Source organism: Allobosea sp. 05T439, assembly GCF_056396005.1.
Genome location: NZ_JBFTKP010000009.1, coordinates 131,347 through 144,039, shown reverse-complemented (window position 1 = coordinate 144,039; position 12,693 = coordinate 131,347). Strand labels below are relative to the sequence as shown.

Here is a 12,693-nt window from a genome sequence, read left to right as displayed (position 1 = left end):
GTCCCCGGGCGTCAGATCGGCGAGCCGAGATGGCTGGTGGCGCTGTCGAAGGCTGCGATCGTGGTCTTGGAGCGGCGTAGCGGGCTGACGACCTGGACGGCGATCTTGTCGTCGACGCGCCCGATGCGACCTTCGCTGACCATGAAGTCCCCGCAACGCAGCGAAACCACTGAATCGGGGCGCGCGTCGAACATCAGCGTGTCGCCGATCTCGAGCTTCATCACGCGCTTCAATGGCATCTGGGTTTCGTGGAGCACGCATTTCACCGCGACGTCCGTCTGCCAGACCTCGGTTGCGAGGTGGTTTTCCCAGATCGGGTCGCGGCCGAGCTTCTCACCCATGAAGCTCTCGAGGAGCAGTTCACGGATCGGCTCGATCGTCGCATAAGGCAGGAGGATGTGCAGCGAGCCGCCGCGCCCCTCCATGTCGAAGCGCAGTTCGACCCGGATCGCTGCGTTGGCAGGGCGCGAAATCGAGACGAAGCGCGGATTGGACTCGATCCGGTCGACCTTGAAATTCACCGGCGAGAGCGGCTGGAATGCCGCTTCGGCATCACTCAGGACGAGCGCGATCACCCGCTTCAGCAGATTGAATTCGATCGACGTGAAGGGACGCCCGTCGACCCGCGGGGCAGGCTGCCCGCGCTTGCCGCCGAGCATCGTGTCCAGCACCGAGTAGATCAGGGAGGACTCGATCGTGATCAGGCCGAAATTGTCCCATTCCTCTGCCTTGAAGACCGAGAGCATGGCGGGCAGAGAGATCGAGTTGATGTAGTCGCCGAAGCGCACGGAGCGGATGCTCTCGAGGGACACCTCGACGTTGTCGGTGAAGAAGTTGCGCAAGCTGGTCGAGAGCAGCCGAACCAGACGCTCGAAGATGATTTCGAGCATCGGCAGGCGTTCATAGGATACCGAGCCGGATTCGACGATCGCCTGGATGCCGTTGCGACTGTCCTTGTCGTCTCCAGCCGAGAAACCGAGCATCGTGTCGATTTCGTCTTGGCTCATCAGGCGGTCGGTACCGCCTTCGGCCTCGCCTTCCTCCTCGACGGTGTCCGGCATGGTGGCCCATTCCGCCGCCATGTTCTCCGGCGTCAGAGGCTGGTCCTTGGGAAGGCCGCCGGTCTGTTCGAGTTCGCTATCGGCCATGGGACGCTCGGCTGATGGTCAGGGATCGGAGAGGCCGGCTCACTGGACCAGCAGTTCCTTGAACAGCACCGCTTCGACCTTGGCCGGATAGACGGTGACGTTCACGCGACGCAGAAGCTCTTCCTTCAGCCGGTAAATTCCGGCGGAGCCGTCGAGATCGGCGGGGCGCAGCTCGCGCATGAAGACCTGAAAGGCATCCTCGACACGCGGCAGCAGCGGCTTGATCTCCTCGGAGGCCTTGGCATCCGCGATCTCGAGCACGACCTTGATCTTCATGATCGGCTGGCGGTCCTGCTGGCCGCCGCTTGAAATGCCGATCATCATGTCCTTCATTTCGACGAAGGTTGCCGGCTTCTTGACGTTCTTGGCCGCTTCCGCTGCCGCAAGCTGCTCTGGTGAAGGCTTCTTCAGGAAAAACCAGCCACCGCCACCGAGAGCGGCCAGCAGCACAACGCCACCGACGATCATCACGAGCTTCTTCTTGCCCGCCTTCGGCGCGCCGGCGCCGTCTGCGGCCTCGTCGTCGCTGCTCTTGGTCTTCTTGGCCATACCTGTCTGCCCGGGTCCGGAGCGCGGCTCCATTCTGGGCGGCTCACTCCCGCAAATCTGCCGAAACAGGGTTAATGTCTCGTTAAGGACGGCAGTTTTTGCCGGGTCGTTTCTGCCCGTCGACACGCTGTTGCCGAGCGGGTGGCGCAGTCCGGGTTGAATAATATCTCTTATATTTCAAAGCGATGATATCAGTTAACCACGTTGGCACGGGGGTTGCGGTGACTGATCTGCGAAGGCTGCGCTGGGGAGCGTCGAGGCTTTCGCGGGACATGATCGGGAGTTACCGCCGTGGAGAACATGCTTCTCGTCGGCCTGTCGCGCCAGATGGCTCTGGCGCGTGAGCTGGATGTTATCGCCAATAACGTGGCGAATGTCGGCACGAACGGCTTCAAGGCGCGTTCGGCGCGCTTCAATGAGTTTCTCATGCCCCAGGCGAGTGCCGAGGGCTTCAAGGCGCCTGACCGCAAGCTCTCCTATGTCATCGACAAGGGCACCCCGGTCGATCTGTCTCAGGGCGTGATCGAGCGCACCGGCAACCCGCTCGATGTGGCGTTGCGCGGCGACAATTTCCTCGTGGTGCAGACCCCGCAGGGCGAGCGCTATACGCGCGCCGGTTCGCTCTCCATCAATGGCCGCGGCCAGCTCGTCACCCAGGGTGGCCAGCCGGTCCTGGGAGAGGGCGGCCCGATCCAGTTCGGCGATACCGAAACCGGCGCCAGCATCGCTACGGACGGCACTGTGTCGACCAATCTCGGCACGCGCGGCAAGCTCCGCCAGGTGCGTTTCGCCAATCCGGCTGCATTGAGCAGCGACGGCACCAATCTCTTCGCTTCGACCGCTCCGGCTCAGCCGGCCGGGCCACTGGCCCGCCTCGAGCCCGGCGCGGTCGAGACATCCAATGTCAAGGCGGTGATCGAGATGACGCGGCTGATGGAGGTCCAGCGCTCCTACCAGAGCATGGCGAACCTGATGTCGAAATCCGACGAATTGCGCAGCCGGGCGATCTCGCGCCTGGCTGACCAGCAGGCCTGACAGGAAAAGGAGCCAGCACGATGCGCGCCCTTCAGACCGCCGCGACCGGCATGATGGCCCAGGAACTCAACGTTCAGGTCATCTCGAACAACATCGCCAACGTGCGTACCACTGGCTACAAGCGGCAGCGCGTCCACTTTCAGGATCTCCTCTACGAGAACTTTCGTCGGGCCGGTTCCGCCACCTCCGATCAGAACACGCAGGTGCCGGCGGGGACCTTCATCGGCTCGGGCGTCAAGACGGTTTCGACCGGTCGCGTGATGACGCAGGGCAACATGACGTCGACCGAGAAGGAATACGATCTCGCGGTCAAGGGCGAGGGCTTCTTCCGTATCCGCATGCCGGATGGACGGACCGCCTATTCCCGCGACGGCTCGTTCGATCTCGACTCGCAGGGGCAACTCGTCACCCGCGACGGCTATCAGGTCGAGCCGGGCATCACGATCCCGAACAATGCGACCAGCGTCAGCATCAACGCGCAGGGCACGGTCGAAGTCAGGCTCCCCGGCCAGACCGCGCCACAGCAGATCGGGCAGATCCAACTTGCCCGCTTCATCAACAAGGTCGGACTTGAGTCGCTCGGCGACAACCTCTTCATCGAGACGGCTGCCTCGGGCCAGGCGATCGATGGCGTCGGCGGGGCGGAGGGGTTCGGCACGCTCCAGCAGTATTCGCTCGAAGAAGGCAATGTGCAGGCCGTCATCGAGCTGTCTTCGCTGATCTCGGCCCAGCGTGCCTATGAAATGAATTCCAAGGTCATCACCGCCGCCGACCAGATGCTGTCGGCGACGACCCAGATGTTCCGAGGATGAGGACCATGCTCATGATCTGCTCCTCCGGCCTTCTTGTTTCCCTGCTCTTCGCTGGATCTGCGCTGGCGGCTCAGCCGCACCAGGCCGCGTCTGTCGCGACGGCCGTCTTGCCGGCGGAAAAGGCGCATCCGGCCCCGGCCCTGCGCCGGATGCAGTTGCGCAACGAACTCACGCTGTCGCGCGACCTCGTCACTTTCGGCGATCTGATCGCCGGCCTTTCCCCGCAGGACGCCGCCATGCCGGCCTTTCGGGCGCCGGCGCTCGGCGAGACCGGCACGATCCAGGCCGCCCGCATCATCGAAGCCGCGAAAAATGGCGGCGTCATCCGGGAGGCCAGCGATATCGACAGCCAGGGCATCGCGCAGGTCGTCGTTACCCGTGCGGCTCGCCGCGTCATGGCCTCCGATGTCGAGGCTGCGGTGAAGACCGGGCTGCTGGAACGCTTCGGTGTCGATAGCCGGATCTTTGCGCTGGCCGTGGACGGGGGCACGCCTTCGATTGCGGTCGAGCCCGAACTGACGGGCGCCATGACGGTGGTCGATCTGAGCTATGACGCCCGCTCGCGTCGCCTCCAGGCTTTGCTGACGGTGCCCGGTAGCGCTGCGCTGCGCCTGAAGCCGGTACGGATCTCGGGGCATCTGGTCGAAACGACGGAAGTCGTGGTTCCGCTCCGCGCGATTGCCCGCGGCGAGACGCTGACCGCCGCAGACGTGATTGTCGAGCGGCGCCCGCGTGAAGGCCAGGGCGGGGAGCTGATCGCCGAGATGAAGGGCGCGGTCGACAAGGTTGCACGACGTGCGCTGATGGCCGGAATGCCGCTGCGCAATGGCGATGTGCAGCGCGAGGAGATCGTTGGCCGAGGCGATCTTGTCACCATCGTCTACGAGGCGCCGGGCCTGCTTCTCACCATGCGTGGGCGCGCCGGAGAGGCTGGCGCGAAGGGCGATGTCGTCAGCGTCACCAATCCCCAATCCAAGCGTGTGTTGCAGGGCACGGTCAGCGGTCCCGGCCGGATCACGGTCAAGTCGGCCGGTATCGGCCGCGTCGCCAACGCGCAGTAGTCACGAAGATGCGGAATATCATCATGTCCCAGGCCAAGCTTCTCAGGTTCTCGAGCATCCTTGCGCTCGGTCTCGCGCTCGGCGCCTGCGGTGCTGCCGACCGGCTTGCCAATGTTGGCCAGGCACCAGCGCTCTCGCCGATCGAGGATCCGACCGCGGTGAAGGGCTACAAGCCCGTGCAGATGCCGATGCCGGCAGTCGAACATGCCTCCTTCGCGCCGAACTCGCTGTGGCGCACAGGCTCGCGCGCCTTCTTCAAGGACCAGCGTGCCCGCATGGTCGGGGACCTCGTCACGGTCAAGGTCAAGGTCACCGACCGGGCCCAGCTCGACAACACCACCAAGCGCAGCCGCAAGAACGGCGAGGATTTCGGCGCAGCGAGGATCATGGGGTTCGAGAACAAGCTCGACAAGTTCCTGCCGGACGGCTCCAGCGCAGGCGAACTGCTCAAGCTCGATTCCGAGGGGTCKAGTGAAGGCTCGGGCTCGGTCCGCCGCGCCGAGCAGCTTGCCACCAATGTCGCTGCCGTGGTGACCCAGACCCTGCCGAACGGCAATCTCGTGATCGAAGGCAAGCAGGAGATCCGGGTCAATTTCGAGGTGCGCGAGCTGATCGTCGCCGGTGTGATCCGGCCCGAGGACATCGAATCCGACAACACGATCGATTCCAGCAAGATTGCCCAGGCGCGTATCGCCTACGGAGGCCGCGGTCAGATCACCGATGTCCAGCAGCCGCGCTACGGCCAGCAGGTCATGGATATCCTGCTGCCCTTCTGACGGCCCTTCGAGAAACCCGGCCAGGCGAGGTACGCTCCCCGCCTTTCCCTCCCTGGCCGGCGGGCTGCTTCCTCCCGAGGCAAGCCCCTGTCCCGGATGCCAGCCACGCTCCCCAAGCTTTTATGGGTGGCATCCAGTGAAACCCCGCGCCTCCCGCGCGGGGTTTCCTCCATTCCAACAAAAAAGCCTTTCGCCGGCGGCGAAAGGCTCTCTTCAGACCGTGGATGGCGGAAAAGGTTCAGTCGTCGCGGAAAACACGTTCGTTGCGCTCGTGACGCTCCTGCGCCTCCAGCGAAAGGGTTGCGATCGGCCGGGCCTCGAGGCGCTTGAGCGAGATCGGCTCGCCGGTCTCCTCGCAATAGCCGTAGTTGCCCTCGTCGATCCGTGCGATCGCAGCTTCGATCTTGGCGATCAGCTTACGTTGACGGTCGCGAGCGCGCAGCTCGATCGCGCGATCGGTCTCGGATGAGGCGCGATCGGCGATATCAGGGTGATTCTCGCTCTCGCTCTGCAAGGTGACCAGCGTCTCCTTGGCTTCCTTGAGGATCTCCTCCTTCCAGGCGAGCAGCTTGCTGCGAAAATATTCGCGCTGACGCTCGTTCATAAAGGGTTCGGAGTCGGAGGGTCGGTAGTCGGCGTCCAGGATGATCTGTTTCGACATAGGCGCGCTCTCTGAGTGTCTGTTTCCGGCGTGCCTACCGACTCTGCCTTAGTCGGGCCGCCGATTTGGCGCCCTTATAGCGAGGGAGAGAGACAGTAACAATCGCGATCGATGCAGTTTCAACCAATCTCGCGAAGTCGTTGTCATAAAAATGAAATCCGTCGTTCTCCGGGCATCTTTGCCAAGCTTATCGCAGAGACGTGAGCGCTGCCGCAATGCTCGTTTCGACCTCGCGGGCGACAATCTGACGGTAATGGCTATGGTCGAAGAAATTGGAAGGCTCACGGATCAGGGGCGTGTCGCGACGCAGATCGACAAGCTTCGTTGCAGGGCGTTCGTCGGCTAGCGCCTGGAAAGCGGCCCGGCAGGCCGCCTCGGCGCGCCCTTCGGGACTGCCAGGTGCCGGCAGCGCGGTAATATGGAGCGGCGGACGCACCAGCACCACGGGAGCGCCCTTTGATTCTGCCTCAAGAAGAGCAGCGAGCGCGGTGGCCGCCGGGAAAGGTCCGGTCTCGTTACCACCACTCATATCCTGGTGCTCGAACAACCTGCGTCGAAGCTCGGGCTTTTCGACATATCCCAGGCCGACATAGCCAGCCTCATAGTCCCAGTATCCATCCGGGCTAGCGCGTTTCGGTGCGTTCCTGATCTCATATCGGATGCGGCGTGGCAGTTCTTCGACGACGTCGTAGCGCATCAATCCGAAGAGATACTCCGCGAAATTGCGGCTGAAGAGCCAGAACGGGAAGGGTTTGCTGACGGGCATGGCCGGGTCGGGCGTGCACCAGGTGTGGTCGACGCTGATGACCAGAGCCTTGGCCGGTTCTTGCCTATGGCGCAGGTACCAGTCGATCAGCACCAGCGTCTCCTTGGGGCCTGTCGCGGGGGCGATCAGCGAGACGAAGGGGATTCCAGTCAGCGTTTTCAGGAGGTCGGGTTTGACCAGTTGGATATGGGAATTGCCGAATATCGCTCCCGAGAATGCAGGGTCGCGGCCGCGGCTGGCGGCGGCTGTGCGCGGACCCTGCGGGCGAACGCCCTGCTTCAATGACAGTGGTGAGCGCCCGCTGTCATAGGGGTCGATCAGGATGGCCGCGGTGAAGAAGGCGGCTAGCAAGAGGCCTCCCGCAGTCAGAGAGACGCGGATAAACCGCTGCCAGCTCATTCCTGCGGCGGGGTTGGCCTCGGCGCTGAGCCGTTCAGAACTGGAAGTAGATGAATTCATAATTGGCGTCGTCGCCGATCTTGAACAAAACAAGCACGAAGAGCACTGCCATCAGCACGGCGATCCACCGCGCCGGCGGCAGCCGGTGCACCAGGGCCCATGCGGTCGGGCCGAGCATCGCAAAGGCGGCTGCGGGCAGCAAAGCGCGCCATTTGAAGCCGGAGCCGAAGGGCGCGAAGCCGAAGAGGCCCTTGTAGATCGTCAGCGCCGCCGGGAAGGAGGAGGCGCGGAACAAGACCCAGCACAGCGTCACAAAGAGCAGGGTCAGGGCCCAGCCGAGCAGCGCCGGCATCGGCAGCTTGGCACGGCGCCAGAGCAGGCAGATGATCAGGGCCACGCCATGGGCGACGCCCCAGGCGATGAAGGTGAGGCCGGCGCCATGCCAGAGGCCACCAAGCGCCATGGTGGCGAAGAGCGCCCAGATCTGGGTCGGCAGTCCCCGGCGCGAGCCGCCCATCCAGATGTAGAGGTAGTCGCGGAGGAAGCGCGACAGCGTCATGTGCCAGCGCCGCCAGAAATCCTGGATGCTGATGCTGCGATAGGGCACATCGAAATTCTGCGGCAGCACGATGCCGAAGAGAAGGGCCAGGCCGAGCGCCATGTCGGTATAGCCGGAGAAGTCGAAATAGATCTGGAAGGTGAAGGCAAGTGTGCCTTGCCAGGCCTCGGCTACTGAAACGACCTGTCCGGCGGCTGCCGCGGCGAAGACGGGGTTGGCGTATTCGGCCAGCGGGTCGCCGAGCAGCACCTTCTTGGCGAGACCGGCAGTCAGGAGCATCAGCCCACGTGCGATGCGTTCGGCCGCGTCGGACCGCAAATAKGGTCGTTCGTCGAACTGATGCATGATCTCGCGCCAGCGCACCAGCGGTCCGGCCAGGACCTGCGGGAAGAAGGCGATGTAGAGCGCATAGCGCACCAGATCGTAGCGCGGGGCCTCGCCGCGCCTGAGATCGGTCAGGTACATCACATGGTGGAAGGTAAAGAAGGAGATGCCGAGCGGAAGCGCCAGATCAAGCTTGGGGACGGGTAATCCCGGAACCATGCCTGCGAACTCAGCGAAAAAATTGAAGTATTTGAACAGCGCCAGCACGGCGAGGTTGAGTGCGATCGCCAGCGAAATCAGGCCGCTTCGCTTGGTCTTCAGGAAGGCTTCGGCGGTCCACCAGTTGAGCAGGATCGAGAAAGCCAGCAGCGGGACGAAGCGCCAGTCCCAATAGCCGTAGAAGACAAAGGACAGGAGCGCCAGAACAGGCAGCCGCAGGCTTGGCTGAAAACGCTCGACCAGCCAGTGCAGGGCGAGTGCAAGCGGCAAGAAGCCGAGCAGGAAGACGAAGGAATTGAACAGCATCGAGAGCGGGAAATCTCTTGGGGGCGAGCGCCGCCTTAGACGATTATCTTCCGGGAGTCATGTCCGGGGTCGCGGGCCGGGAGGCCCGGTGAAGCGGGCTTTGGGACGAAGATGCTCGTCAAACGCGCAGTTATTCCGATCTGCAAAGCATGCGCGCCGTTCTGTGTCGCTTGTCGAAAGCGTATTCTTCTCATTAGAATAATTATAATAAATATTCGCGTGATAAATATCGTAATATTGTTGATGCGCTACGAAACAATGCTAGTCAGTCGCGCGGGCGCCGCCGCCTTGCTCTGAAACAATCGTAGTAGCCGTGTCCAAGGGACTGCCCATATTCTTGCTGTTGGGACTGCTCTGGTCTGTAGCCAGTGTGCTCGGTCTCGTTTCGCCCTTCCTGCTGCCTGGGCCGGTCGCGGTCATGGAGGCGGGACGTCAACTCATCGCCGATGGCTCCCTTGTCAGGCATGTGGCGATCAGCTTGCAGCGCGTGATCCTCGGCTATGGCCTTTCCGTCGCCACTGCCTTGCCCCTGGCACTGCTGTTCGGTCTGCTGCCGCGGTTGCGCGCGCTGGTCGAGCCGGCGCTCGAATTCCTGCGCCAGGTTCCGCCGCTTGCGCTGCTGCCTCTGCTGATCCTGTGGCTCGGTATCGGCGAAGTGCAGAAGATCGGTGTGATCATGCTCTCCTGCTTCTTCCCGATCTTCCTGGGAGCCCTTGGGGGGATTGCCCAGGCGGATCCGAAGCTCGTCGAGGTCGGCCGGGCCTGTGGCCTGAGCAGCTCGGAAATCCTGCGTCKGATCGTTCTTCCGGCCTCGCTTCCGGCCCTCGTCGTCGGTTTGCGGATCGGGCTCGGCTATAGTTGGCGGGCTCTGGTCGGAGCCGAGCTGATCGCGTCGAGCTCGGGGCTCGGCTACATGATCATCGACGCCCAGAATCTTGCGCGCACCGACATCGTTCTCGTCGGGGTCTTTGTCATCGGCGTGCTCGGGCTGATCGCCGATGCCCTGGCCCGGGCCGCGATCCGCCGCAGCGCGCCGTGGCTGCGCTCCCATCTGGAGCTCGGCCGTGTTTGAGGCCCGCAATCTCGGCATGAGCTATTCGGTTGCGGGGCGCAGCGTCGCCGCTCTCGAAGACGTCGATCTCGATCTGCCGCGCGGCAGCTTCACAGCGATCGTGGGGCGCAGCGGCTGCGGCAAGACCACGTTGCTGCGTATCCTGGCCGGGCTTGCCGAACCGACGTCCGGCACATTGAGTTTTGCTGGCGGCGGGCGCCCGCGCATCGGCTATGTCTTCCAGGAGCCGCGGCTGATGCCGTGGCTCAGCGTCGCGCGCAACGCCGGATTCGGGCTCTGCGGCCGCATCCCGCAAGAGGTCATCGATCAGCGCGTCGGCGAAGCGTTGGCCCTCGTCGGGCTTTCGGGATTTGCAGAGGCAACGCCGGAGCAGCTCTCGGGCGGCATGGCGCAGCGGGTCGCGATTGCCCGCGCGCTCGTCCTCGAACCGGATCTTTTGCTCATGGACGAGCCCTTTGGCGCGCTCGACGCCTTCACGCGCCGCACCATGCAGCAGGAGCTCGTCGAAATCTGGCGCAAGCGCCGGCMGACCGTCGTCTTCGTCACCCATGACGTCGAGGAGGCGGTTCTGCTCGGCGAGGCCATTGCCGAATTGTCGGCGGGCCGGCTCGTCGGTTTGCGCCGGGTCGATCTTCCCTACCCGCGAGACCCTACGGATCCCGCGCTGCTCGCTCATCGCCGTGCCGTGCTCGAGCGCCTGCTCGAAACGAGCAGGCATCCCTTACAGAAGGAGATTGTGTCGTGAAATTTCTGAAGCTGATCGCCCTTGCGGTCATCGTTGCGGCTGCGCCTGCGATCTCGGTCCATGCTGCCGACAAGCCATCGAGCGTGCGCGTTACTTATGTGGCGTCACCCTTCAACGTTCCCTCCATCGTCATGCGCAAGAAGGGCTTTCTCGAGGAAGCTTTTGCGGCGGCGGGCATCAACAAGGTCGAGAATCCCGAGATCACCTCGGGCGCGGCGCAGATCCAGGCGCTTGCCGCCGGTGCGGTCGACATTGCCAGCGTACTGGGCGGGACCTCGGCCATTCTCGGGCGCGCGAACGGCATCGACCTCAAGGTGATTGCCGCCTATTCGCGTTCGCCCAAGGCCTTCTTCGTGATGACGACGGCGAACGGCCCTGCTTCGGTCAAGGATCTGAAGGGCAAGAGCGTGGGCGGCCCCAAGGGGACGACGCTGAACCAACTCCTAGCCGCGGCGCTGGCCGCCAATGGCATGAAGCTCGGCGATGTCGAGTATCTCAACATGGATATCCCGGCGGCGCGGGCAGCACTTCTGGCGGGTAAGGTTGATGCGGCGACGCTGGCCGGCGCCAATGCCCTGCAGGTGGAAGCTGCCGGCGGGCGCATCCTGGCGAGCGGCGAGGGGCTGATCGCTCCGACCTCGGTGATCGCGGTACGAACCGATTTTCTCCGGGACCATCCGGACCTGGTGCAGGCCTATCTCGCGGCTCACGGGAAGGCACTCGCGTTCATGAAGACCAATCCCGAGGAAGCCCTGAAGATCGCGGCCGAGGACCAGAAGATCTCGGTCGAGGACGCGCGCAAGCAACTGCCCTGGTATGATTTCACGCTCGCCATGACCGATGCCGATGTGAAGAACCTTGAAGCCGATCAGTCCTTCATGATCGAGGCCGGCATGTTACAGAAGACCATCGACATGCGCCGCGACCTCATCGATCCGATGGCGTTCAAACCGTGATCGACGCCATCCTCCTTGATTGCGAGCAGAGCGAGACCGGTGCCCAGGCCCTGATCACGGATCTCGCGCTCGGCCCGCGAATCGACCTCGTGCCGTTCTACGATCTCGAACGGACCGCGCTTTCCCGCACGCGCGGCCTGCTGCTCGGATTGCATTCGGACCAGCGCTATCTTGCCTCGCGCCGGGGACAGCTTGAAGCCTTCCTGGCCGATGGCGGCACGATCGTCGTCTGCGGCCATATCGGGCACCCTTTCCTGGCCGAACTCTCGCGGTTCCAGCCGATCCCCGGCTATCGGGTCGACGATCTCGCGGTCAACCGAGAGGCGGAGCACCCGGTCTGGGCCGGCGTCGATCCTGCGGATCTCTCGAAGCGGCGCGGCGTGGCGGGCTTCTATGGGCGCGGTTCCAACCCGCCACCGCCCGGTGCGCGCATCATCAACAGCCTGGGACCGAGCCGGTCTCCGGTCGATTTCGATTGCCGGCCGGCGGTGGGAGGGCGGTTGCTGGTCCATGCCGGCGCGGATTTGTGGGGCTATTTCGGCTCGGGCAACAGCTCGGAGCGGATCATGCCGCAACTGTTCGACTGGATCGCCAAGCCATCGGAGGCAGCATGACACTCGCGGTGCTGGACGGCGGAACCTATTACCACCAGGAAGCAATCTATGGTCAGCGGCTCGGTGGTCGCTTCGACCGGACGATCTACGCGCCTGAACTGGCTGCGGCCGACCTTGCCGGCTGCGACGCCCTGATGGTGGCGGATCGCATTCATCCGGGCGTTCTGCGGGGCAAGCGCCCGATCCTCCTCGACTATCTGGCCGGTGGCGGCACCTTGATCGTGCTTGGCGAGAACAGCGCCCAGCAATGGGCGCCCGGCGTCTCATGGGAGTTCCGTCCGACCAATTTCTGGTGGTGGCTGGAGCAGGGTGCCGATCCCGGCCACCGCATCGTCGCGCCCGAGCACGAACTTTTCCGCCATGTCGGGATGAAGGAACTGGTCTGGCACTATCACGGCCTGCTGACGCCCCCGCCGGGGGCGACCTCACTGGTGGACATCACGCGGGACGGCGACCCTCAGGGCAAGGGCGGCTCGATCCTCTACGACCACCGTCATGTTGGCGGTGGGGCCGGGCGCATGATCGTGACCACGCTCGACCCGTTCTACCATCATGGCAGCTTCTTCATGCCGGCGGCCTCGCGCTTTCTGGGCAAGCTGCTCGACTGGACGGATGAGGCGTTCCGAACCCCGGGTTAGCGGCCCCACCGCGAAAGGCCCTGCGCTCCGGCCAGATCAGTTACTTGCAAAAT

The 12,693-nt window shown here is 63.8% G+C and carries 14 protein-coding genes; 9 read left to right on the top strand and 5 right to left on the bottom strand.

The annotated features are described in order from the left end of the window. Positions 1-11: 11 nt before the first annotated feature. Positions 12-1,148, bottom strand: a complete 1,137-nt coding sequence (gene fliM, locus AC1DIO_RS13110; protein WP_113513509.1) for a flagellar motor switch protein FliM — start codon at positions 1,146-1,148, stop codon at positions 12-14. 39 nt (positions 1,149-1,187) lie between these two features. Next, on the bottom strand, positions 1,188-1,697 hold the full coding sequence (fliL, locus tag AC1DIO_RS13105; RefSeq protein WP_441491488.1) for a flagellar basal body-associated protein FliL: 510 nt from the start codon (positions 1,695-1,697) through the stop codon (positions 1,188-1,190). A 291-nt stretch (positions 1,698-1,988) separates the two neighbouring features. Between fliL and flgF the strand changes: the two genes are divergently transcribed. Genes flgF through flgH form a run of 4 tightly spaced genes read left to right on the top strand, consistent with a single transcriptional unit; the run spans position 1,989 to position 5,381 of the window. Continuing rightward, positions 1,989-2,732 carry a flagellar basal-body rod protein FlgF gene (flgF, locus tag AC1DIO_RS13100; RefSeq protein WP_069879978.1) on the top strand — a complete coding sequence of 248 codons (744 nt, stop codon included), beginning with the start codon at positions 1,989-1,991 and terminating at the stop codon, positions 2,730-2,732. Between the two features lie 20 nt (positions 2,733-2,752). Then, complete coding sequence (gene flgG, locus AC1DIO_RS13095; RefSeq protein WP_069879979.1) at positions 2,753-3,544, top strand: flagellar basal-body rod protein FlgG; 792 nt, start codon at positions 2,753-2,755, stop codon at positions 3,542-3,544. A 5-nt stretch (positions 3,545-3,549) separates the two neighbouring features. Further along, positions 3,550-4,605 carry a flagellar basal body P-ring formation chaperone FlgA gene (gene flgA, locus AC1DIO_RS13090; protein WP_476853490.1) on the top strand — a complete coding sequence of 352 codons (1,056 nt, stop codon included), beginning with the start codon at positions 3,550-3,552 and terminating at the stop codon, positions 4,603-4,605. 23 nt (positions 4,606-4,628) lie between these two features. Then, the gene (flgH, locus tag AC1DIO_RS13085; protein ID WP_441491486.1) at positions 4,629-5,381 is read left to right on the top strand and encodes a flagellar basal body L-ring protein FlgH; all 753 of its coding nucleotides are present in this window, start codon (positions 4,629-4,631) and stop codon (positions 5,379-5,381) included. Between the two features lie 238 nt (positions 5,382-5,619). On the opposite strand, the gene dksA is transcribed toward flgH, so the two are convergent. From dksA to AC1DIO_RS13070, 3 genes are all read right to left on the bottom strand, one after another. Next, positions 5,620-6,042, bottom strand: a complete 423-nt coding sequence (gene dksA / locus AC1DIO_RS13080; RefSeq protein WP_113513504.1) for an RNA polymerase-binding protein DksA — start codon at positions 6,040-6,042, stop codon at positions 5,620-5,622. 187 nt (positions 6,043-6,229) lie between these two features. Further along, positions 6,230-7,159, bottom strand: coding sequence for a hypothetical protein (locus AC1DIO_RS13075; protein WP_441506228.1), 930 nt, complete (start codon positions 7,157-7,159; stop codon positions 6,230-6,232). An 82-nt stretch (positions 7,160-7,241) separates the two neighbouring features. Beyond that, positions 7,242-8,615, bottom strand: coding sequence for an MBOAT family O-acyltransferase (locus tag AC1DIO_RS13070; RefSeq protein ID WP_441506227.1), 1,374 nt, complete (start codon positions 8,613-8,615; stop codon positions 7,242-7,244). A gap of 337 nt (positions 8,616-8,952) precedes the next feature. Here AC1DIO_RS13070 and AC1DIO_RS13065 point away from each other — a divergent pair, with 337 nt between their 5' ends. Genes AC1DIO_RS13065 through AC1DIO_RS13045 form a run of 5 tightly spaced genes read left to right on the top strand, consistent with a single transcriptional unit; the run spans position 8,953 to position 12,640 of the window. Then, entirely contained in the window at positions 8,953-9,687 is a 735-nt protein-coding gene (locus AC1DIO_RS13065; RefSeq protein WP_476853489.1) for an ABC transporter permease, read from the top strand. Then, positions 9,680-10,432 carry an ABC transporter ATP-binding protein gene (locus tag AC1DIO_RS13060; protein ID WP_476853488.1) on the top strand — a complete coding sequence of 251 codons (753 nt, stop codon included), beginning with the start codon at positions 9,680-9,682 and terminating at the stop codon, positions 10,430-10,432. Before AC1DIO_RS13065 ends, AC1DIO_RS13060 begins: the two co-directional genes overlap by 8 nt. Next, entirely contained in the window at positions 10,429-11,388 is a 960-nt protein-coding gene (locus tag AC1DIO_RS13055; RefSeq protein WP_441506224.1) for an ABC transporter substrate-binding protein, read from the top strand. Before AC1DIO_RS13060 ends, AC1DIO_RS13055 begins: the two co-directional genes overlap by 4 nt. Beyond that, on the top strand, positions 11,385-12,002 hold the full coding sequence (locus AC1DIO_RS13050) for a hypothetical protein (protein WP_441506223.1): 618 nt from the start codon (positions 11,385-11,387) through the stop codon (positions 12,000-12,002). The genes AC1DIO_RS13055 and AC1DIO_RS13050 overlap by 4 nt, the downstream gene beginning before the upstream one ends. Next, on the top strand, positions 11,999-12,640 hold the full coding sequence (locus tag AC1DIO_RS13045; RefSeq protein WP_441506222.1) for a hypothetical protein: 642 nt from the start codon (positions 11,999-12,001) through the stop codon (positions 12,638-12,640). The genes AC1DIO_RS13050 and AC1DIO_RS13045 overlap by 4 nt, the downstream gene beginning before the upstream one ends. Positions 12,641-12,693 lie beyond the last annotated feature (53 nt).

What these genes read in the sequence shown, in the direction of transcription:
- fliM (WP_113513509.1), bottom strand. Translation starts at nt 1,148, where the DNA reads ATGGCCGATAGCGAACTCGAACAGACCGGCGGCCTTCCCAAGGACCAG.
- fliL (WP_441491488.1), bottom strand. Translation starts at nt 1,697, where the DNA reads ATGGCCAAGAAGACCAAGAGCAGCGACGACGAGGCCGCAGACGGCGCC.
- flgG (WP_069879979.1), top strand. Translation starts at nt 2,753, where the DNA reads ATGCGCGCCCTTCAGACCGCCGCGACCGGCATGATGGCCCAGGAACTC.
- flgA (WP_476853490.1), top strand. Translation starts at nt 3,550, where the DNA reads ATGCTCATGATCTGCTCCTCCGGCCTTCTTGTTTCCCTGCTCTTCGCT.
- dksA (WP_113513504.1), bottom strand. Translation starts at nt 6,042, where the DNA reads ATGTCGAAACAGATCATCCTGGACGCCGACTACCGACCCTCCGACTCC.
- AC1DIO_RS13045 (WP_441506222.1), top strand. Translation starts at nt 11,999, where the DNA reads ATGACACTCGCGGTGCTGGACGGCGGAACCTATTACCACCAGGAAGCA.